Origin of the sequence: Mycolicibacterium sediminis, from assembly GCF_010731735.1 — a bacterium.
Taxonomy (GTDB): Bacteria; Actinomycetota; Actinomycetes; order Mycobacteriales; family Mycobacteriaceae; genus Mycobacterium; species Mycobacterium sediminis.
In genome coordinates this window covers 4815085-4834506 of sequence record NZ_AP022588.1, presented here as the reverse complement: position 1 = coordinate 4834506, position 19422 = coordinate 4815085, and the positions used below count along the sequence as shown (strand labels likewise).

At 69.9% G+C, this 19422-nt stretch carries 20 protein-coding genes; 8 read left to right on the top strand and 12 right to left on the bottom strand.

Features of this window, described 5'->3' with window-relative positions; genetic code table 11:
- Position 1: 1 nt before the first annotated feature.
- The 4 genes from G6N64_RS23145 to G6N64_RS23130 are packed head-to-tail and all read right to left on the bottom strand — an operon-like array spanning position 2 to position 3007.
- Positions 2-727, bottom strand: coding sequence for an adenosylcobinamide-GDP ribazoletransferase (locus tag G6N64_RS23145; protein ID WP_163800150.1), 726 nt, complete (start codon positions 725-727; stop codon positions 2-4).
- On the bottom strand, positions 724-1785 hold the full coding sequence (gene cobT, locus G6N64_RS23140; protein ID WP_163800147.1) for a nicotinate-nucleotide--dimethylbenzimidazole phosphoribosyltransferase: 1062 nt from the start codon (positions 1783-1785) through the stop codon (positions 724-726). The genes G6N64_RS23145 and cobT overlap by 4 nt, the downstream gene beginning before the upstream one ends.
- Positions 1782-2324 carry a bifunctional adenosylcobinamide kinase/adenosylcobinamide-phosphate guanylyltransferase gene (locus G6N64_RS23135; protein ID WP_163800144.1) on the bottom strand — a complete coding sequence of 181 codons (543 nt, stop codon included), beginning with the start codon at positions 2322-2324 and terminating at the stop codon, positions 1782-1784. The genes cobT and G6N64_RS23135 overlap by 4 nt, the downstream gene beginning before the upstream one ends.
- Positions 2325-2329: 5 nt before the next feature.
- A complete protein-coding gene (locus G6N64_RS23130; protein WP_163800143.1) occupies positions 2330-3007 on the bottom strand; it encodes a DUF3043 domain-containing protein in 678 nt (225 codons plus the stop codon).
- Positions 3008-3100: 93 nt separating this feature from the next.
- Between G6N64_RS23130 and G6N64_RS23125 the strand changes: the two genes are divergently transcribed.
- Both G6N64_RS23125 and G6N64_RS23120 read left to right on the top strand, forming a co-directional pair.
- Entirely contained in the window at positions 3101-4162 is a 1062-nt protein-coding gene (locus G6N64_RS23125) for a glycerate kinase family protein (RefSeq protein WP_163800141.1), read from the top strand.
- Positions 4163-4219: 57 nt separating this feature from the next.
- Entirely contained in the window at positions 4220-4576 is a 357-nt protein-coding gene (locus G6N64_RS23120; RefSeq protein WP_163800139.1) for an iron-sulfur cluster assembly accessory protein, read from the top strand.
- 27 nt (positions 4577-4603) lie between these two features.
- Here the strand turns inward: G6N64_RS23120 and G6N64_RS23115 are convergent, their stop codons facing one another.
- Positions 4604-5236, bottom strand: a complete 633-nt coding sequence (locus tag G6N64_RS23115) for an Rv0361 family membrane protein (protein ID WP_163800137.1) — start codon at positions 5234-5236, stop codon at positions 4604-4606.
- A 106-nt stretch (positions 5237-5342) separates the two neighbouring features.
- On the opposite strand from G6N64_RS23115, the gene G6N64_RS23110 reads away from it, so the two are divergent.
- Entirely contained in the window at positions 5343-6317 is a 975-nt protein-coding gene (locus G6N64_RS23110) for a carbohydrate kinase family protein (protein ID WP_163800135.1), read from the top strand.
- A gap of 10 nt (positions 6318-6327) precedes the next feature.
- On the opposite strand, the gene asnB is transcribed toward G6N64_RS23110, so the two are convergent.
- Positions 6328-8283, bottom strand: coding sequence for an asparagine synthase (glutamine-hydrolyzing) (gene asnB / locus G6N64_RS23105; protein ID WP_163800133.1), 1956 nt, complete (start codon positions 8281-8283; stop codon positions 6328-6330).
- A 192-nt stretch (positions 8284-8475) separates the two neighbouring features.
- On the opposite strand from asnB, the gene ctaC reads away from it, so the two are divergent.
- The 4 genes from ctaC (at position 8476) to G6N64_RS23085 (ending at position 11602) form a co-directional block, all read left to right on the top strand.
- A complete protein-coding gene (ctaC, locus tag G6N64_RS23100) occupies positions 8476-9504 on the top strand; it encodes an aa3-type cytochrome oxidase subunit II (protein WP_163800131.1) in 1029 nt (342 codons plus the stop codon).
- 16 nt (positions 9505-9520) lie between these two features.
- The gene (locus G6N64_RS23095) at positions 9521-9940 is read left to right on the top strand and encodes a cytochrome c oxidase subunit 4 (protein WP_163800129.1); all 420 of its coding nucleotides are present in this window, start codon (positions 9521-9523) and stop codon (positions 9938-9940) included.
- 172 nt (positions 9941-10112) lie between these two features.
- Positions 10113-10940 (top strand): MmpS family transport accessory protein, encoded by an 828-nt coding sequence (locus G6N64_RS23090; protein WP_163800127.1) that lies wholly within the window; start codon positions 10113-10115, stop codon positions 10938-10940.
- Positions 10940-11602 carry a DUF2561 family protein gene (locus tag G6N64_RS23085; RefSeq protein WP_163800125.1) on the top strand — a complete coding sequence of 221 codons (663 nt, stop codon included), beginning with the start codon at positions 10940-10942 and terminating at the stop codon, positions 11600-11602. Before G6N64_RS23090 ends, G6N64_RS23085 begins: the two co-directional genes overlap by 1 nt.
- A gap of 86 nt (positions 11603-11688) precedes the next feature.
- Here G6N64_RS23085 and G6N64_RS30525 read toward each other — a convergent pair whose 3' ends face one another.
- The 5 genes from G6N64_RS30525 to ctaE all read right to left on the bottom strand — a co-directional run bounded on the left by G6N64_RS30525 (position 11689) and on the right by ctaE (position 16328).
- The gene (locus G6N64_RS30525; RefSeq protein ID WP_264002320.1) at positions 11689-11811 is read right to left on the bottom strand and encodes a hypothetical protein; all 123 of its coding nucleotides are present in this window, start codon (positions 11809-11811) and stop codon (positions 11689-11691) included.
- Between the two features lie 84 nt (positions 11812-11895).
- Entirely contained in the window at positions 11896-13629 is a 1734-nt protein-coding gene (gene qcrB / locus G6N64_RS23080; RefSeq protein ID WP_163800123.1) for a cytochrome bc1 complex cytochrome b subunit, read from the bottom strand.
- A complete protein-coding gene (gene qcrA, locus G6N64_RS23075) occupies positions 13626-14861 on the bottom strand; it encodes a cytochrome bc1 complex Rieske iron-sulfur subunit (RefSeq protein ID WP_163800121.1) in 1236 nt (411 codons plus the stop codon). Before qcrA ends, qcrB begins: the two co-directional genes overlap by 4 nt.
- Positions 14858-15670 carry a cytochrome bc1 complex diheme cytochrome c subunit gene (gene qcrC / locus G6N64_RS23070; RefSeq protein ID WP_163800119.1) on the bottom strand — a complete coding sequence of 271 codons (813 nt, stop codon included), beginning with the start codon at positions 15668-15670 and terminating at the stop codon, positions 14858-14860. Before qcrC ends, qcrA begins: the two co-directional genes overlap by 4 nt.
- A gap of 46 nt (positions 15671-15716) precedes the next feature.
- Positions 15717-16328, bottom strand: coding sequence for an aa3-type cytochrome oxidase subunit III (gene ctaE, locus G6N64_RS23065; protein WP_163800116.1), 612 nt, complete (start codon positions 16326-16328; stop codon positions 15717-15719).
- Between the two features lie 149 nt (positions 16329-16477).
- Between ctaE and trpD the strand changes: the two genes are divergently transcribed.
- Positions 16478-17536 (top strand): anthranilate phosphoribosyltransferase, encoded by a 1059-nt coding sequence (gene trpD, locus G6N64_RS30310; RefSeq protein WP_246230771.1) that lies wholly within the window; start codon positions 16478-16480, stop codon positions 17534-17536.
- A 5-nt stretch (positions 17537-17541) separates the two neighbouring features.
- Here the strand turns inward: trpD and G6N64_RS30305 are convergent, their stop codons facing one another.
- A complete protein-coding gene (locus tag G6N64_RS30305; protein WP_174266868.1) occupies positions 17542-19386 on the bottom strand; it encodes a DEDD exonuclease domain-containing protein in 1845 nt (614 codons plus the stop codon).
- Positions 19387-19422: the final 36 nt, after the last annotated feature.

The window sequence follows — 19422 nt, the reverse complement described above, 5'->3', positions numbered from 1 at the left end:
CTCAGCCGACGGCGAAGCCGATCGCGGCGACCGTCGTCGTCACCTCCACCGCCGCTCCCAGCACGTCCCCGGTGATTCCGGCGAACCGCCTCGCGCAGTGGGCGACGAGCACCGCGGCCGCGACGAGTGCGATGGCGACGGCGACGGGCCCCTGCCAGGGCCGCTCGGTCGCGGTCGTCGCCACGGCCAGCAGCGCCGCCACCCACGTCACCACCACCCAGGTGGGCTGGGTGCCCGCCACCGCCGCGCCGAGCGTGCTGCCCTCGGTCGGGCGCACCGAGGTGTGGCAGGCCACGACCGCGGCCACCCGGCCCGCGACGACGGCGACGACGACGGCTGCCGGCGTGATCGCCGAGAACGTGAACGTCTGTGCCGCGATCACCACGACCACGGCCGCGACCCCGAACGGTCCGGCCGTGCCGCCGCGCATCACGGCCAGTGCCCGTTCGGGAGGTCCGTAGCACCCGAGTCCGTCGATGGTGTCCGACAGGCCGTCGAGGTGCAGCCCGCGCGTGACGAGCAGCACGGTGGCCACGGCGAGCAGTCCGGTCAGCGTGCTGCCGTCGCCGAAGCCCCTGTCCGCCAGCCAGATCACCGCTGCGGCAAGCCCGCCCACGACGACGCCGACGAGGGGGAGTGCGGTGATGGAGCCCCTGCCGAAGGGGTGGCGGGTGCGGACCGGGAGCACCGTCGCGAAGGACAGCGCCGAGACGAGCGAACCGATCACGGAGCGGGGTCGGCCGGGCGGTCCGTCACGGACGCCTCGGCGAAGGTGGCCATCGACGCCAGCGTCGCCACGGCGGCACGCAGCACCGGCAGGGCGACCGCGGCGCCGGTGCCCTCGCCGAGGCGCATGCCGAGGTCGACGATGGGCTCGAGACCGAGCCGCGACAGCGCGAGGGTGTGCGCCGGTTCGACCGAGCGGTGACCCGCCTGCCACCACTGCCGTGCCCCGGGCGCCATCCGATCGGCGGCCAGCGCAGCTGCCGTCACCACCACGCCGTCGAGCAGCACGGGCGTGCGGCGGACCGCGGCCTGCGCGCAGAACCCGGCCATCGCGGCGAGGTCGGCACCGCCGCAGACGCGAAGCAGCGCAACGGGATCCGACATGACGGGGCGTGCCCGGAACAGCGCGTCGCGGATCGCGGACGTCTTGCGCATCCAGCCCGCGTCGTCGATCCCGGTACCGCGGCCCACGACGGCCACGGGCTCGGTGTCGGTCAGAGCGGCAATCAACGTCGTTGCCGGAGTCGTGTTCCCGATTCCCATGTCACCGGCGATGAGCAGGTCGGCGCCACCGTCGACCTCCTCGTCGGCGATGCGGCGGCCCGCGTCGATCGCGGCCGCGACCTCGTCGTCGGTCAGCGCGTCCTCGACGGCGACGTTGCCGCTGCCGCGTCGGACCTTGTGGGCGCCGATCGTCTCGGACAGCGGGGTCTCGCAGTCGACGGCGACGTCGACCAGTCGCACGCCCGCACCCGCGAGTTCGGCCAGCACGTTGATCGCGGCGCCGCCGCCTTCGATGTTGCTCACCATCTGCGCGGTCACCTCGGCGGGGAACGCGGACACCCCTGCCGCCGCGACGCCGTGGTCACCGGCGAACACGACGACCCGCGCCCGCTCGAACTGGTGCGGCGGGCATTGCCCCTGGCACGCGGCGACCCACACCGAGAGGTCCTCGAGCCGACCCAGCGAACCGGGCGGCTTGGTCAAGGTGGCCTGCCGCGCCCGGGCGGCCGCGGCGACGTCGGGGTCGGGCACGGCGACGGCCGCGAAGGTCGTCACGCCGGCTCCTTGATGGTGAGGGGTTGGCCCGCGACCACCAGGACCACGCTGTCGCAGCGTTGGGCCAACTGCTGATTGAGCGTGCCGAGCGCGTCGGCGAACCGGCGACCCGACGCGGTCGCTGGCACCACCGTCGACCCGACCTCGGGACTGACCAGCGCGAGCGGGGCGTCGAACGCCGCCACCGCGTCGAGCAGTGCGTCGACGTCGTCGGCCACCGCGGTCGACGGGCCACCCGTCCACGCCTCGTGGCGGTCGAGCAGCCAGACCAGCCAATTGCCGACGTCGTCGACGAGGGTGGGCACGGTCGGGTCCGCGCGCAGCAGCATCGCGAGGTCCTGGTCCTCGACGGTGGTCCACTCGGGTGGGCGGCGCAGCCGGTGGGCGGCGACCCTGGTCGACCAGTCCGAGTCATCCGGGCGCAGCGCGGCGGTCGCGACGTAGCGAACCGGCTGCTCAGCACCGGCTGCCTCGCCGATCGTGGCCTCCGCGAAGGCCGACTTGCCGGACCGGATGCCACCGAGCACCAGGAGCCGCACCGCGGTCAGGTGACCTTGTCGCCGCGGTTGACCAGCGGGCGCGGCGCCCTCATCCTGCGGATCTGGGACGCACGGCTGGCGGCGTAGAAGCCGAGCTTCCACCCGCCCTCGACGTTGTCCGGATACTTCTCGTCGACGATCTTGTTGACCCTGCGTCCGACGATCACGCCGTCGATCACCATGATCACGACGAGCACGAGCATGGCCGGTGACAGCAGTCGCTGCAGTTGCACGGACGGCACGGCGAGCATGATGAAGACCAGTCCCAGCGCGGCGGGCATGAACAGCCCGAGCACGTTGCGGCGGGAGTCGACGACGTCACGCGCGAGACGGCGGACCGGCCCCTTGTCGCGGGGCAGGAGGTAGGACTCCTCGCCGGACATCATCTTCTCGCGACGCTCGCTCATGGCCGAACGGCGAGCGGCCTTGTCGGCGCGACGCTCCTCCTTGGTGAGCTTCGGACCGCCGATCTCCTTGCGCCGCTTCCTCGCCTCAGCGGACGTCATCGGCGCAGGCGCCACCGGCCCGCGGCGACGGGAGGCGTCCCGCTTCGGGGTGGGCTTGCCCTTCGGAGCCGTCGTGCGCACGCCGTCGACGACGGTGACGTCCTGATCGGCGGGAACGGCGGCCGAATCAGTCTCCTCCGGTTGGGAGTCGTCCTTCTTGCGGCCGAGAAGTTTCACGGCTCCCAGATTACTTGAGGCGGACCGCGTCCGGTCCGGGTCCCGCCGGTCGACCGGCATGCACCCCGGACGCCACGGCCTTACCCTGCTCAGATGCGCGTGCTGATCGCCCCGGACTGCTTCGGCGACAGCCTGACCGCGGTGGAGGCGGCCCAGGCGATCGCGCGAGGCTGGACCTCCGCCCGCGCCGCCGACGAGGTGACCCTCGCGCCGCAGTCCGACGGCGGCCCCGGCTTCGTCGACGTCCTGGCCAGCAGGCTCGGCGGGCGTCGCACCGCGCGCGTCAGCGGACCGCTCGCCGACGAGGTCACCGCCGACTGGGTGCTCGACGAGTCAGGGACCGCCTACGTGGAGTGCGCCCAGGCGTGCGGGCTGGCGCTGCTCGGTGGACCGCCGACCACGAAGACCGCACTCGACGCGCACAGCGGGGGAGTCGGCCAACTCGTCGCCGCGGCACTCGACGCGGGGGCCACCCGGATCGTCGTCGGGCTCGGCGGCAGCGGATGCACCGACGGCGGCAGGGGCCTCGTCGACGCGCTCGGAGGTCTGAGCGCTGCACGGAAGCGACTGGTGGGCATCGACCTCGTCGTCGCCAGTGACGTCGAACACCCGCTACTGGGCCCGATGGGCGCCGCAGCAGTGTTCGGACCGCAGAAGGGGGCCGACGCCGCCACCGTCGACGTCCTCGAACGCCGGCTCGCCGCCTGGGCCGCCGAGTTGACCGCCGCGACCGGCCGCGACGTGACGTCCGAACCCGGCGCGGGCGCCGCGGGCGGGATCGGCGCGGCGCTGCTCGCGCTGGGTGGGCGGCGGGAGTCGGGGGCGGCGGTGATCGCCGAGTTCACCGGCCTCGCCGACGACGTCTCGGCCGCCGACCTGGTCATCACCGGCGAGGGCAGGTTCGACGACCAGTCGCTGCACGGCAAGGTCATCAGCGCGCTGACCGGGCTGGCCGGCGACGACGCCGCCGTCTTGGTGCTGGCCGGACAGATCACGCTGTCCGACGACGACCTCGCCGCCGCGGGAGTGAGTGCCGCCTACGCGATCGCGGACTACGCGGGATCGGTCCAGCTCGCGATCGACGACGCCGCCAACCAGCTGACCGGTCTGAGCCGACGGACCGCGGCCGAGTGGGACGCGACGGTCGGGGAATAGCGGTCCGAGGAGGTACCGTTGACAGTGCTGACGCATGACGATGCACAGGGAGAAGCAATGACCGTTCAGAACGAAACCGCCACCGAGACCCACGGCGCGACCCTGACCGATGCGGCCGCCGCCAAGGCGAAGGCTCTGCTCGACCAGGAGGGCCGAGACGATCTCGCGCTGCGCATCGCCGTGCAGCCGGGTGGTTGCGCCGGGTTGCGCTACAACCTCTTCTTCGACGACCGCAGCCTCGACGGCGACCTGACCGCCGACTTCGGCGGCGTAGGCCTGACCGTCGACCGCATGAGCGCGCCGTACATCCAGGGCGCCACGATCGACTTCGTCGACACCATCGAGAAGCAGGGCTTCACGATCGACAACCCGAACGCCACCGGCTCCTGCGCCTGCGGCGACTCGTTCAACTGATCTAGACGCCTTCCCGCACCGGCCGGTTCAGTACTGGCCGGTGCGCGGCAGGTAGGAGCACACCAGCGTCTCGTCGCCCTGCGTGAGGATCTGCGCGACCGCCTGACGCTCGGCGCCACCCGGTGTGCGTGCCGCCTGCACCTTCATCGTGAAGAGCACCTGCGACTGAGTGGGCGACCACTCCACGATCTTGTCGATCGTCGACACTTCGGCACCCTTGTACTGGCGCCGGAAGGCGTCGCTCGCGAGGTTCGCCAGCGACATGTCCGCCTGCCGGTCCTTGATCTCGTCGAACAATCCACATGACGCGTTGCGCGCGATGGTCTCGTCGTCGCCCGACGTCAGCGCATCGACGTAGGCCTGAATGGCCCCCCTCGCCCGATCGGGCGTCATCGCGCCGGCCGCATCGTCGTCGGACCGTCCCGTCATCACCAAGGTGGTCACGAGTGCTGCCACGACGAGGACGACCAGCACGCCCAGACCGGCGAACAGCAGCGGACGGCGTCGGGATCTCTTCGGGTACGGCACCGGCGGCGGAAGCGCGCCCGGGTAGTGGGCGGGGACCTGCTCGGGGTACGGCTGCGGTGGCCCGTACGGTCCGCCCGGAGGTGAGTAGGGGTTCTGCGGCGACGATTCGGGGTACGGAAAGGGTCCAGCCATGGCGTTGTTAGGCTATCGCACCGACCCCCGGCAACCGCGAAACCAATGCGTATGCGGCTGTGGGTACGATTCTTTAGACGCGTTAACCAATTGAGGAGTGCCCTTCGTGACCATCGCGGTTACCGGATCGATCGCCACCGACCACCTGATGAGGTTCCCCGGGAGGTTCGCCGAGCAGCTCCTCGCCGAGCACCTGCAGAAGGTCTCCCTGAGCTTCCTCGTCGACGACCTCGTGCTGCACCGCGGTGGCGTCGCGGGCAACATGGCCTACGCCATGGGCGTACTCGGCGGCCGTCCGACACTCGTCGGTGCCGTGGGCACCGACTTCGACGACTACCGCGGCTGGCTCGACTCGCACGGCGTCGATACCGACAGCGTCTACGTCTCCGAGACGGCATACACGGCACGCTTCGTCTGCACCACCGACCAGGACATGGCGCAGCTCGCCTCGTTCTACCCGGGCGCGATGGCCGAGGCCCGCAACATCAAGCTCGCCGACGTCGTATCACGCGTCGGCACACCGGATCTCGTCATCATCGGCGCCAACGACCCCGAGGCGATGTTCCTGCACACCGAGGAGTGCCGTGCGTTGGGCCTGCCCTTCGCCGCGGACCCGTCCCAGCAGCTGGCATACCTGAACGGCGAGGAGATCAAGCGCCTCATCGGTGGTGCGACCTACCTGTTCAGCAACGACTACGAGTGGGACCTCCTCCTGCAGAAGTCCGGCCTGAGCGAGGCCGAGGTCATGAGCCAGATCGAACTCCGCGTCACCACGCTGGGCGAGAAGGGCGTCGACCTGGTGGGCCGCGACGGCACGTTCCTGCACGTCGACGTGCTCCCCGAGAATCACAAGAACGACCCGACCGGCATCGGCGACGCCTTCCGCGCCGGCTTCCTGACCGGCCGCAGCGCGGGCCTCAGCCTGCTGCGGGCAGCGCAACTGGCGTCGCTGGTGGCCACGCTCGTGCTCGAGGCGCCGGGACCGCAGGAGTGGACCTGGGACAAGGAGTCCGGCCTCAAGCGCGTCGCCGACGCCTACGGCGCCGACGCGGCCGACGAGATTGCGGCCGCGCTGGCCTGACGGGCCGGACCTACAGCTGGACGGGGTAGTGGGGCTCCCGGATCTCCGGGACCACACTGCCCTCGATGAAGATCTGGTGCCACAGCATGAAGATCAGCACCGTCCACAGCCTGCGGCTGTGATCCGCCGTGCCGCTGCGATGTTCGTCGAGCATGCGGCGCACGGCGGCGAGGTCGACGAGGCCGCCCGCCTGCGACGCGGCGACGGTGGCGTAGGACCAGTCGAGTAGCTCGCCGGCGCGCAGCCAGTGCCGGATCGGCACCGGGAACCCCAGCTTCGGGCGGTTCAGCACGTGCGCGGGCACGATCGGCTCCAACGCCCGGCGCAGCGCGTACTTCGTGGTCGTCCTGGTGATCTTCTGCTCGAACGGAAGACGCGAGGCGACGGCGAACACCTCGGGATCGAGGAACGGCACCCGCAGCTCCAGCGAGTTGGCCATCGTCATCTTGTCCGCCTTGACCAGGATGTCGCCCCGCAGCCAGGTGAACAGGTCGACGTGCTGCATGCGCGCCACCGGATCCCAGCCGTCCGAGGTGGCGTACAGCGGCCCGGTGACGTCGGTGTGCGTCCACTCCTGCCTGAAGTTCGGCAGCGTGGAGCGGAGCTGGTCGTCGGAGAAGCTGCGGGCGTTGCCGTAGTACCGCTCCTCGAGGGTCAAGGACCCGCGATGCAGCAGGCTCTTGCCGCGCATGCCCTCGGGCAGCGGACGCGAGGCCCTTCCGAGCGACCGGCGGACCTGGCGGGGGAGACGGTCGAAGGGCTTGAGGGACAACGGTTCCCGGTAGATGGTGTACCCGCCGAACAGCTCGTCCGCGCCCTCGCCCGACAGCACCACCTTGACGTGCTTGCGAGCCTCCCTGGCGATGAAGAACAGCGGCACCAGCGCGGGATCGGCGACGGGTTCGTCCAGGTACCAGACGATCTCGGGCAACGCGGCCACGAACTCCGCCTGGCTGACCACCTTCGTCACGTGCCGTGCGCCGATCGCCTCGGCCGACGCCACCGCGACGTCGACCTCGGAAAAGCCCTCGCGTTCGAAGCCGGTGGTGAAGGTGATGAGGTTCGGGTTGTGCCGGATCGCCAGTGCGGCGATCGCGGTGGAGTCGATGCCCCCGGACAGGAACGCGCCCACGGTCACGTCGGCGCGCATGTGCTTGGCGACGGAGTCCTCGAGGACCGCGGTGATCTCGTCGTAGCGGGCCTGCTCACCGCCGGGAGTCGAACGGGCGGGGAAGGGCACGGCGTCGAACCGGGGGGTGAAGTACCGGGTCACCTCCGGTTGGCCGCCGGGTCGCACCCGGGCGTAGCAGCCCGACTCGAGCCGCCGCACCCCGCGCTGCAACGTCTCCGGTTCGGGCACGTACTGCAGCACCGTGTAGTGCTGCACCGCCCGCTCGTCGATGGCGAGGTCGATCCCGGCGACCGGTGCCAGATCGAGCAGACACTTCTTCTCGCTCGCCAGCACGGTCCCGCCGGCGCCGGTCGCCATGTAGAGCGGCTTGATGCCGAAGGGGTCGCGAGCGCAGAACAGCTCGCGCTCCACGGTGTCCCACAGCGTGAACGCGAACATGCCGCGCAGTCGGTTCAGCGCAGCAGGCCCCCAGTGGTGGAACGCCGCGACGATCGCCTCGCCGTCGCCGTCGGTCGCGAACGCCGCGCCGTGGGTCGCGGTGAGTTCCTCGCGCAGTTCGAGGTAGTTGTAGATCTCGCCGTTGAAGACCAGGACGTAGCGGTCCGGCGACTCCGGCGGGCCCCAGCGCAGCGGCTGGTGGCTGTGCGCGATGTCGATGATGGACAGCCGGTTGAACCCCAGCACGACGGTCGGCGACGACGCGTCGTCGGCCCACGTGCCCGGCTCGTCGGGACCGCGGTGACGCATCAGGTGCGACGCGCCAGACACGGCGTCGACCAGCCCGTCAGCGACGCCGGCGGACGAATCTGTCAGGTAGGCCAGGAGTCCGCACACGGCGCCAGTATGCCCAATGGCGGGCGGTGTGGAGACCCACACCCGGCACATCCCCCGGTCGCTTCGCTCCTGCCCACCGGCACATCCCCCGGTCGCTTCGCTCACCTCCGCCGGCGTGGTCTACGCTGCGTAGTATTCACATCGGTCCACCGACCGCCCTGCGGTCAACCGACTTCTATAGGAGGCGCCAACGTGTCCGCTCGCGGCCCGAAGTTGGTGGCGTTGTCCGTGGTTCTGGGCGGGATGACCCTCCTGCTCAGCGGCTGCAGTTGGTCTGAGGCGCTCGGCCTCGGGTGGCCCAACGGCATCACGCCCGAAGGCAAGCTGAACCGAGAGCTGTGGATCGGTTCGATCATCGCAGCCATCGTGGTCGGCGGCATCGTCTACGTCCTGATCTTCTGGACCAGCGTCTTCCATCGCAAGAAGAAGACCGACACCGAACTCCCGCGCCAGTTCGGCTACAACATGCCGCTGGAGCTGACGCTGACGGTCATCCCGTTCATCATCATCTCGGTCCTCTTCTACTTCACGGTCGTCGTGCAGGAGAAGATCCTGCACAAGGATCCGAACCCCGAGGTCGTCATCGACGTCACGGCGTTCCAGTGGAACTGGAAGTTCGGGTACCAGAAGATCGCCTTCACCGACGGCACGATGAGCTACGACGGCGTCGACAACGCCCGCAAGGACGCCATGGTGTCCAAGCCCGAGGGCGTCGACGAGCACGGCGAGGAACTGGTCGGTCCCATCAAGGGCCTCAATCCCGAGGACCGCACCTACCTGAACTTCGACAAGGTCGAGACCATCGGGTCCAGCACCGAGATCCCGATCCTGGTCCTGCCCAAGGACAAGAGCGTCGAGTTCCAGATCGCCTCGGCCGACGTCATCCACGGCTTCTGGGTCCCGGAGTTCCTGTTCAAGCGCGACGTGATGCCCGACCCCAAGGCGAACAACTCCGACAACGTCTTCCAGATCAGCAAGATCGAGGAGACCGGCGCGTTCGTGGGTCGGTGCACCGAGATGTGCGGCACGTACCACTCGATGATGAACTTCGAGGTCCGCGTCGTCGAGCCGAACGACTTCAAGGCGTACATGCAGTACCGCGAGGACAACCCGGAGGCGACCAACGCCGACGCCCTCGTGGCCATCGGCTTGCCGCCGACCGCCGTCACCACCAAGCCGTTCGACACCCGTCGCGGTGAGCAGGCTCCGCAGGCGAGATAGGTAGGGACGACACCTCATGCACATCGAAGCCAGGCTGTTCGAGTTCCTCACCGCGTTCTTCGCGTTGTGCGCCGTGGGTTACGGCACACTGACCGCGCTGTACGCCAACGGAGGCATCGAGTGGGCAGGCACCACCGCGCTGGTGCTCACCACCGGACTGTCGCTGATCACCGGCACGTTCTTCCGGTTCGTGGCACGTCGACTCGACACCCGCCCCGAGGACTACGAGGACGCGGAGGTCGCCGACGGCGCCGGCGAGCTGGGCTTCTACAGCCCGCACAGCTGGTGGCCGCTGCTGATCGCGCTGTCCGCGTCCGTCACCGCCGTCGGCCTGGCCATGTGGTTGCCCTGGCTGATCGTCGCGGGCGTGGCGTTCGTGCTCTCGACGGTGTCGGGACTCGTCTTCGAGTACTACATCGGCCCCGAGAAGCACTGACACGCAGGGTTCCGGGTCACGATACGGCCGCCACTCGAGCGATGAGCCGCGTCCTGGGAGCCTGCCGTGAACCCGGTTGGGTACTGTTGCCGGGGCACGGTCGATCACGGGTGAACTCGCTGACGTCGCGCCGATCGAGCAGTCGAGTTGGTCAGGCTGAAAAGGACAGGCGATGAGCGGGCCGAATTCCCCGGGACCGGAGTCTCCGGAGCCCAACGAACCGGGTCACGACGTTCCGCCCACCGGCGAGACGGAGATCTACTCGCGCGCGTACTCCGCGCCCGAGGCCGAGCAGTTCACCAGCGGGCCCTACGTGCCGCCCGAGGCGAGCCTCTACGACTACGACACCTATGACCCGCCAGCTCCACACGTCGCAGGCGACCCGCCGAAGTGGCCCTGGGTGGTCGGGGTGGTCGCGATCGTCGCCGCCATCGCACTCGTCGTCTCCGTGACGCTGCTCGTCGCCCGGACCGACAGCACGGACCTCGCCACGCCGGCGACCACCACGACCTCGAGTCCGCCGGTCCAGGACGAGATCACAACGACCACGACGACCACCACCACGACACCGCCGCCCCCGCCGCCGACCAGTGAGGTCCCGCCGCCCCCGCCGCCCACCAGCGAGCCGCCGCCGCCGCCGCCGTCGACCGAGGAGGCACCGCCACCGGTCGTCGAAGCGCCGCCGCCACCTCCGCCGCCGCCGCCCACGACGCCCCCCGCGCCGGCCGGGCCGAGGTTCATCACGTACACGGTGACGGGGACCAAGGCGCCGCTGGACCGGATCTCGATCACCTATACCGACGCCTCGGGTCGGCAGCGCACCCAGCAGAACGTGTACATCCCGTGGTCGTTGACGGTGACGCCCATCTCGATGTCGGAGTACGGCTCGGTGCAGGCGTCCAGCCTGCTGCGGCTCTCGAAGCTCAACTGCTCGATCACCACCAGCGACGGCCAGACCATCGCGTCGTCACAGACCAACGATTGGCAGACGAGCTGCTGATGACCAGTGACATCGGCGCCGCCCCACAATCGCGGCTCAATCCCGACCACCTCGACCAGACCGACCGCATCCTGCTCGGCGTGTGCGCCGCGCTGTGGCTGCTCGCGCTCGGCGCGGGTGTCGCCGCCGTGGTCGCGCTGACCAACCTCGGCAGCAGGGCACCGGGCGCCGACGGGGACACCGAGACGCCCTGGCTGCTGTACACGGTGATCGGCGTATCGGCCGTGGTCATCATCGCCGCCGTGCCACTGCTGATCCGGGCACGACGCGCCTCCGCCGAGGTCGACCCGGCCCCCGGTACGCCGGCCGCGGGGACGCCGGCGCGGACCGAGCGGCCCGGTGCGGCCTTCGGAGACCCCGTCGAGACGAGCAACCTGCGCGGAGCCGCGGTTCCCGTCATCCGGCGGCAGCCGCAACCACCGGCGAGCAGCCGGATCGGGTTCCCGACCGCGGCGGTCGAGCAGATCATGCTGCGCTGCCCGGTGATCATCGCCTCCGCGGTCGGGGGAGCGACGGCGCTGATCGGCATCGCCACCTATCTGCTCGCCACCGACCACGAGTCAGCGTCGTGGGTCGCCTACGGGCTGGCCGGCCTCGTCACGGTCGCGATGCCCGTCGTGCCGGTGCTGTTCCTGCGTCGACTGCGCGCCGTTCTCGCCTGACGGCTGCGGCCGCGCGAATCGTGCCGCGGGGGTGGCCCATTGGTGTCGTGGACGACGTTGGGGCTCTCGTCGATCTCGGAGGCACGTCACGCCATCCGTTCGGGGTGCGCCTGCGAGCCGGTGACCTTCAGTCGGACCGTCGAGACCTGCACGGGGGTCGCGGCCCAGCCTCCACCGGGGGAGCGGGGCTGGGCGACGTCCGGGCCCACGACGACTTCTGCGCCAGAGTCGTCATCCCACGAGGGATGCGACGCTGACGCAGAAGTCGTGGACGGGCCTAGCCCGCCGAGCGGTCAGTGGTGCCCGTTGCCGTTGCCGTTGCCATTCGAGCCGTTGCCATTGCCGTTGGAGTGACCGTTGGACCCATTGCCGTTCGAATGACCGTTGGAGTGGCCGTTCGAGTGCTCGGTGTCCTGGTACTCCTTGAGCGCGGTGAGCGCGCGGCCCTCGGACGCGTGGGACGCGTCGGTGAGCGCCCGGCTCTCCGACACCGGGTCGGCGAAGAGGAAGCCACCGGTACCGGTCGCGCCGCCGGAACCCAGCTTGTTCATGCGCTTGGGTAGCGCGGCACCCTGGTACTCGAGCGGTAGCGGGTGGCCGTGGTCGTCGACGGGGCCGAGCGGCTGGTGCAGCTCGATGTAGGCACCGTGCGGCAGGCGCTTGATGATGCCGGTCTCGATGCCGTGCTCGAGCACCGCGCGGTCGCTGCGCTGCAACGCCACACACCACCGGTAGGTGAGGTAGTAGACGAAGGCGGGCAGGACCACCATGCCGATGCGGCCGATCCAGGTCGTCGCGTTCAGTGACACGTGGAACTTCAGGGCGATGATGTCGTTCATGCACATGAAGGTCAGCACGATGTAGAACGCGATCGCCATGGCGCCGATCGCGGTACGGACCGGTGCGTCACGCGGACGCTGCAGCAGGTTGTGGTGGGCCGTGTCCCCAGAGAACTTCTTCTCCAGGAACGGATACATGGTGAGCAGTCCGAGGATCAGGCCCATGAACACCGCGACCCACACCGACTGCGGGATGGTGTGGCCGAAGGGATAGAACTCCCACGCCGGCCACACACGCGCCAGGCCGTCGGTCCACATCATGTAGAAGTCGGGCTGGCTGCCCGCGGAGATCTGAGACGGCTTGTACGGACCCAACACCCAGATCGGGTTGATCTGCAGCAGACCGCCCATCAGGCCGAGGATGCCGACCGTCATGGCGAAGAACGCGCCGGACTTGACCGCAAACACCGGCATGACGCGCACACCGACGACGTTGGTCTCGGTGCGGCCGGGGCCGGGGAACTGGGTGTGCTTCTGGAACCACACCAGCGCGAGGTGAGCGCCGATGAGCGCCAGCATGATTCCCGGGATCAGCAGGATGTGTAGCGCATACAGCCTGGGGATGATGATCGTGCCGGGGAAGTCCCCGCCGAACAGCGCCCAGTGCAGCCAGGTGCCGATGACCGGCATGCCGAGGGTGATCGAGGAGAACGCGGCGCGCAGGCCGGTGCCGGACAGCAGGTCGTCGGGCAGGGAGTAGCCGAAGTAGCCCTCGAACATCGCGAGGATCAGCAGCAGTGAGCCGATCACCCAGTTGGCCTCACGCGGTCGCCGGAAGGCGCCGGTGAAGAAGATGCGCGCGAGGTGGACCATGATCGACGCCGCGAACAGCAGCGCCGCCCAGTGGTGGATCTGCCGCACGAACAGGCCGCCGCGGACCTCGAAGCTGATGTCGAGTGCCGATGCGTACGCCTTGGACATCTGCACGCCGTTGAGCGGCTGGTAGACGCCGTGATAGGTGACTTCCGCCATCGACGGGTCGAAGAAGAGGGTCAGCCACACGCCGGTGAGCAACAGCACGATGAAGCTGTACAGCGCGATCTCACCGAGCAGGAACGACCAGTGCGTCGGGAACACCTTGTTCAGCTGGCGTCGAACCGCAGCCGAGGGGTGATAACGGGAGTCGATCGCGTTGCCCTGGGCAGCCGCGATGGCACCGAGCTTGGTAGTACCAGTTGCTGGACTCATGAGGTTCTCTCCCAGAAGGCCGGTCCGACGGGTTCGATGAAGTCACCGTTGGCGACGAGATAGCCGTCTTCATCGATGGTAATGGGAAGTTGCGCGAGTGCACGCGCGGCGGGACCGAAGATCGGCTTCGCGAAGTGCAACGCGTCGAACTGCGACTGGTGGCACGGGCAGAGGATCCGGTAGGTCTGCTGCTCGTACAGCGACGACGGGCAGCCGAGGTGGGAGCACACCTTGGTGTAGGCGAACAGGTCGCCGAAGTTGAAGCTCTCCTGGCCCTTGCGCTTGACGACGCGAGGCAGGTCCTCGGGCCGGATGCGGATGAGCATGACGGGGTTGCGCACGCCCATCGCGATCTCGGTCAGCAGGTGCGACGACTCGACGCTGGTGCCGTCGCCGTCGGACTCGCGCCACGGGAACACCGTCTCCATGCCGCCGGCATCGAGGTCCTCGGGGCGCATCTTGACGAACGGCGATTCGCCGGGCAGGCCCGTCGCGCGGGCCATGAAGATCGTCTCGCCTTGGAAGCGGGGGGTCCACCCCGACGTCCACAGCACGGCCTTCTTGCCCTCGGCGGTCGGGACGACCGGCTTCCACGGGTTCTTGATGAGGCCGCCGACGAACGCGATCGCGGTACCGACGCCGAAGGCGCCGAGGCCGATGCCGAGCGACAGCCCGACCAGCTTGCGGCGCTTGATGGTCGACCCCTCGAGCGCGTCGGTCAGGTTGGCCGCCGCGGTCCTGCGCTGGATCTCGGGGGAGGCGCCGTCGTGGCGGTCCTGGATCGAGATCTCCTCGGGGATGAACTTCTTCTGATACAGCACGGCGCCGATGCCGATCGCGAGGATCGACAGGCCGAAGGTCAGCCCGTAGAGCGGGGTCGCAAGGGTGTAGACGCGCTCACCCTCGGACTGGAAGGGCTTGTACTCCCAGGGCCAGAAGAGGAAGACCAGGATGAGCGCCAGGCCCGAGAGTCCGCCCAGCAGAAGCCAGTACGACACGGCCCGCTCGGCGCGCTTCTCGGCCTTGGTGCCCTCGACGGGCCAGCGGTTCTCCAGGAAGACCGTCTCGACGCCGTCCATCCGGCCACCGAGGGCCACCAGTTCCTGACGGCTCATCCGCGCCAGTTCGGCGTCGGTCGGCTCGTTGGGGATGCCCTGCTGACCGGGCGCATCGGTACCGCGGTCGCTGACCTCGTCCTTGCCCTTTTCTTCGCCGGCGTGTTCGTTGCTCATGCTCGCGATCCGATCCACATCGCCACGGCGATCACACCGACCATCCCGATGATCCATGCCGCCATGCCCTCGGAGGTCGGGCCGAAGCCGCCGAGACCGTAGCCGCCGGGGTCGGGTGTCTTCGCCGCCTGGTGTACGTACGCGACGATGTCGCGCTTCTCCTCGGGCGACAGCTGCCGGTCCGAGAACTTGGGCATGTTCTGGGGCCCGGTCAGCATCGCCGTGTAGACCTGCGCCGGCACCTCGGCCGCGTCACCGAGGTCGGGCGCGTACTTGCCCGACGACAGCGCGCCGCCCTTGCCGGTGAAGTTGTGACAGGACGCGCAGTTCAGCCGGAACAGGTCGCCGCCGCGGGCGACGTCGTTGCCGAGTAGTGAGTCGTGGGCGACCTCGCCGTTGGCGTCGCGGGGGACCACCGGTCCGCCGCCGTTGGCCTGCACGTAGGCGCCGATCGCGTCGACCTGGTGTGCGTCGTAGATCGGTGCCTTGCGGGGCGCCTGCGCCTCGCCGCGCATCGCGGGCATGCGGCCGGTGCCGACCTGGAAGTAGACGGCCGCTTCACCGGTGCCGATGAGGCTGGGGCCGCGGTCGGGCACGCCCTGCAGGTTCGCGCCGTGGCACGTCACGCAGGACGTCTCGAACAGCTGCTTGCCGGTACGCAACAGGGCCAGCTGTGACTCGTCGGCCTGGGCCACCTGTGGCTCGGGCGTCAGGGTGGCTGCGAGGCCACCTGCGACTGCGAGTCCGACCAGCAGCAACAGTGCTGCCGATAGGCGCCGGCGGAACCGACGGCGGGACTTGCTGGTCATCGAACCCCTTCTCATCGCTGCAACTCGTTCGAACTCGTCGACCGGATCACCGGACGAAGTAGATGACGGCGAACAGTGCGATCCACACGATGTCCACGAAGTGCCAGTAGTACGACACGACGATCGCCGCGGTGGCCTGCGCCGGGGTGAACTTGCTCATTCGGGTGCGCATCAGCAGCAGGATGAACGCGACCAGGCCGCCGATGACGTGCAGGCCGTGGAAGCCGGTCGCGAGGTAGAACACGGTGCCGTACGCGCTGCCCGGGATGGTGGTGCCGTGCTCGACGAGGTGGATGTACTCGTAGCCCTGGCCCATCACGAAGAACGTGCCCATCGCGAGGGTCAGCGTGTACCACCGACGGAGTCCGTAGACGTCGCCGCGTTCGGCCGCGAAGACGCCCATCTGGCAGGTGAACGACGACGCGATCAGGACCAGCGTCACGGGCACGGCCAGCGCGAGGTTCAACTCGGTGGGTGCCGGCGGCCAGTCCCCGCCTGCCTGAGCCCGCGCCGTGAAGTACATGGCAAAGAGCCCAGCAAAGAACATGAGTTCACTGGAAAGCCAGACTATGGTGCCGACACTGACCATGTTCGGCCTGTTCAGCGAATGGACCCGCGACGTGATCGCGGTTCCCGAAGTCCCAACAGCACTCGTCACAACTAGAAGTATGACGCTTTGTAGTTGTCGAACTCCACCCGGGTCGGCACATTCGTCACAAACGTGTCGCACCTCCCTTGCCGGCGGCCGTTCGTGCCACGGATCGGCAGCCGGGGGATGCGCGTGTCGCTGCCGTTAGGCTCACCCGCGTGGCATCCGACGATTCCTTCACCTGGCCCCAGATCCTCGGCCGTCTGACGACCGGTCAGACGCTCCTCACCGGACAGGCCGCCTGGGCGATGGACCAGATCATGACGGGTGTCGCGACCCCCGCTCAGATCGCCGGATTCGCCGTCTCGATGAAGATGAAGCGGCCGACGTCGGCGGAGGTCGCCGAACTCGCCGACATCATGCTGCGGCACGCCCGTCGGGTGCCCACCGACGTGATCGGCAGGGAGATGGTCGACGTCGTCGGGACGGGCGGCGACGGCGCCAACACCGTCAACCTCTCCACGATGGCGGCGGTGGTCGTCGCGGCGTGCGGCGTACCGGTCATCAAGCACGGCAATCGTGCGGCGTCGTCGCTGTCGGGTGGTGCCGACACCCTCGAGGCGCTCGGCGTCAAGATCGACCTCGGGCCGGACGACGTGGCACGCAGCGTCGCCGAGGTGGGCATCGGCTTCGCGTTCGCCCCCCAGTTCCATCCGTCCTACCGGCACGCGTCGGTGGTGCGCCGCGAGATCGGCGTCCCGACCGTCTTCAACCTGCTGGGACCGCTGGCCAACCCGGCCTCCCCGCGCGCGGGCCTGATCGGCTGCGCCTGGGGCGACCTCGCCGAGGTGATGGCGGGAGTGTTCGCGCAGCGCGGGTCGAGCGTGCTCGTGGTGCACGGCGACGACGGCCTCGACGAACTGACGACGACCACGACCAGCACGATCTGGCGGGTGCAGGCGGGGACGGTCGAGCGGCTGACCTTCGATCCGGCCGCCTTCGGCTTCCAGCGGGCCCACCTCTCCGAGCTGACCGGCGGCGACGCCGAGGCCAACGCCGCGTCGGTGCGCGAGGTGTTCGCCGGCGCCACCGGTCCCGTGCGCGACGCCGTCGTCCTCAACGCGGCCGGCGCGATGGTGGCGCACGCGGGACTGTCCAGCGAGGCCAAGTGGGTCCCCGCCTGGGAGTCCGGGCTGACGCGGGCCACCGAGGCCATCGACTCCGGCGCGGCCGAGAAGCTGCTCGGCCGCTGGGCCCGGTTCACCCAGAAGCTCTGAGCCCGTCACGACGCCTGGACGTCCAGTGATCTGGTTCGCGGGGTGACGCTCGACCCGTACCGGTCGTCGTAGGGCTCGTCGGCGGGCTGCCGGGCCGCGATGCGCGCCGACCGAGCCAGTGCCGACCACTCGGCGAGCACCCCGGCCGCCCCGATCGGGCTGGCGTACCCGTTCTCCGACTCCGTGCTGACCCGGACCACCCGCACGCCCGGCTGAGCGAGCCACCGGGCGATCAGCGCCGTCTCCTCGACGAGCGCACCGCCCAGCGGCGCCTGCGTCGGCAGGATCGTCTGGGCAGCCGCGCTGATGGCCTCCACCACCGGCATCGGCGGCACTCCCCGCCCAGCGTTGCCCGCGGCGCTCAGCTGACCGTGCCGGACGACGACGAGGTGCCAGCCGCCCGCGCCGTCGGGTCGGGCGGCCACCATCTCGTCGACGTCGACGAGTGCCCGGAGGCGCTGTCCGCGCCACAGTGCGTCGATCGCGGTGGCGGCATGGTCGCGCAGCCGCGCCGCCGTCTCGTAGCGCCCGCGGGCGGCCAGGTCGTCGACCTCTGCGAGGACCGCCCGCAGGGCGGTGTGCTCGTAGCCGGCGATGAGCCGTTCGGCTCGTGCCGGGCCGGGCGCGTACTCCTCGGCGGTCGCCTCGCGCGCCGCGGGACACGGGGACAGCTCCCGCTCCGGGCACGCCCGTCCGTGGCGCGCCGATCGGGAGAGACGCGAGGCGCACGTGCGCACCCCGGTGAACCGCGCCAGCAGGGCCGCGGTCTCGGCGGCGTCGGCGCGCAGGCGGAACGGCCCGATCATCCGGTCGTGCCTGGGGGAGCGCACCACCGAGAACCGGGGGAACGGCTCCTCGGTGAGCACGACCCACCACCACTTGTGTGGGAACTTCGATCGTCGGTTGTACGGCGGTGCGTGCGCGGCGAGCAGGCGCAGTTCCCGCACGCCCGCCTCGAGGTCGTGGGCGCACTCGACGTGGTCGACGCGGGACGCGAGGGCGACCATCTCCTTCATCCGGGTACGCGGATCGGCGCCGTTGAAGTACTGGGCGACCCGGCGCCGCAGGTCCACGGCGGTCCCGACGTAGAGCACCTCGTCGGACGGCCCGCGGAACAGGTACACCCCCGGCCGGGCCGGCATCGCCCGGGCCAGGTGGCGCTTGCTGCGTTGCGCCGCGGTGACGTCGGGCAGGTACGCCCGAAGGTCGGCGAAGGTGTGGACGCCCTGGTTGCCCACCCGCTCGATGAGCGCGTGCAGGACGTCGACCGTCGCGCGGGCGTCGTCGAGGGCACGGTGGGTCGGCGTGGTGGTGGCGCGGAACAGCTCCGCCAGGGCCGACAGCCGAACGCTCGGCGCCTCCTCGCGCGTCAGCACCCGGCGGGCCAGCTTCACCGTGCACAGCACCGGCGGTCGGGGCCACGGGATGCCGCACCGCTCGGCGGCGGCCCGTAGGAATCCGACGTCGAAGCCCGCGTTGTGGGCGACGAGCACGGCGCCCCTGGAGAACTCGAGGAACGACGGCAGCACCGACTCGATCCGGGGGGCGTCGCACACCATGGCGGTGGTGATGCCGGTCAGCGCGACGATCTTCGGCGGGATCGAGCGGCCGGGATCGACCAGCGTGCCGAGTTCGCCGATCACCCGCCCGCCGCGGATCTTGACGGCGCCGATCTCGGTGATCCGGTCGTGGTCGCCGCGGCCGGGCGCCGAATCGGTGGACCGGCCGCCCGTGGTCTCGAGGTCGACCACGACGAACGTGGTGTCGTGCAGCGCGAGCCCCGCTCCGCCGTCCTCCAGGGTCATGTCGAGCGCCAGCTGCTCGGGTTCGGCGAGGCGTGGTCGACCCATGGCGGTGACCGTAGGCCCGGCGACCGACACGGATGT

Excerpts from the sequence above, each read along its gene's own strand:
- G6N64_RS23125 (WP_163800141.1), top strand. The coding sequence starts at position 3,101 with ATGCGCGTGCTGATCGCCCCGGACTGCTTCGGCGACAGCCTGACCGCG.
- G6N64_RS23120 (WP_163800139.1), top strand. The coding sequence starts at position 4,220 with ATGACCGTTCAGAACGAAACCGCCACCGAGACCCACGGCGCGACCCTG.
- G6N64_RS23115 (WP_163800137.1), bottom strand. The coding sequence starts at position 5,236 with ATGGCTGGACCCTTTCCGTACCCCGAATCGTCGCCGCAGAACCCCTAC.
- G6N64_RS23095 (WP_163800129.1), top strand. The coding sequence starts at position 9,521 with ATGCACATCGAAGCCAGGCTGTTCGAGTTCCTCACCGCGTTCTTCGCG.
- G6N64_RS23090 (WP_163800127.1), top strand. The coding sequence starts at position 10,113 with ATGAGCGGGCCGAATTCCCCGGGACCGGAGTCTCCGGAGCCCAACGAA.
- G6N64_RS23085 (WP_163800125.1), top strand. The coding sequence starts at position 10,940 with ATGACCAGTGACATCGGCGCCGCCCCACAATCGCGGCTCAATCCCGAC.
- qcrB (WP_163800123.1), bottom strand. The coding sequence starts at position 13,629 with ATGAGTCCAGCAACTGGTACTACCAAGCTCGGTGCCATCGCGGCTGCC.
- qcrA (WP_163800121.1), bottom strand. The coding sequence starts at position 14,861 with ATGAGCAACGAACACGCCGGCGAAGAAAAGGGCAAGGACGAGGTCAGC.
- qcrC (WP_163800119.1), bottom strand. The coding sequence starts at position 15,670 with ATGACCAGCAAGTCCCGCCGTCGGTTCCGCCGGCGCCTATCGGCAGCA.
- G6N64_RS30305 (WP_174266868.1), bottom strand. The coding sequence starts at position 19,386 with ATGGGTCGACCACGCCTCGCCGAACCCGAGCAGCTGGCGCTCGACATG.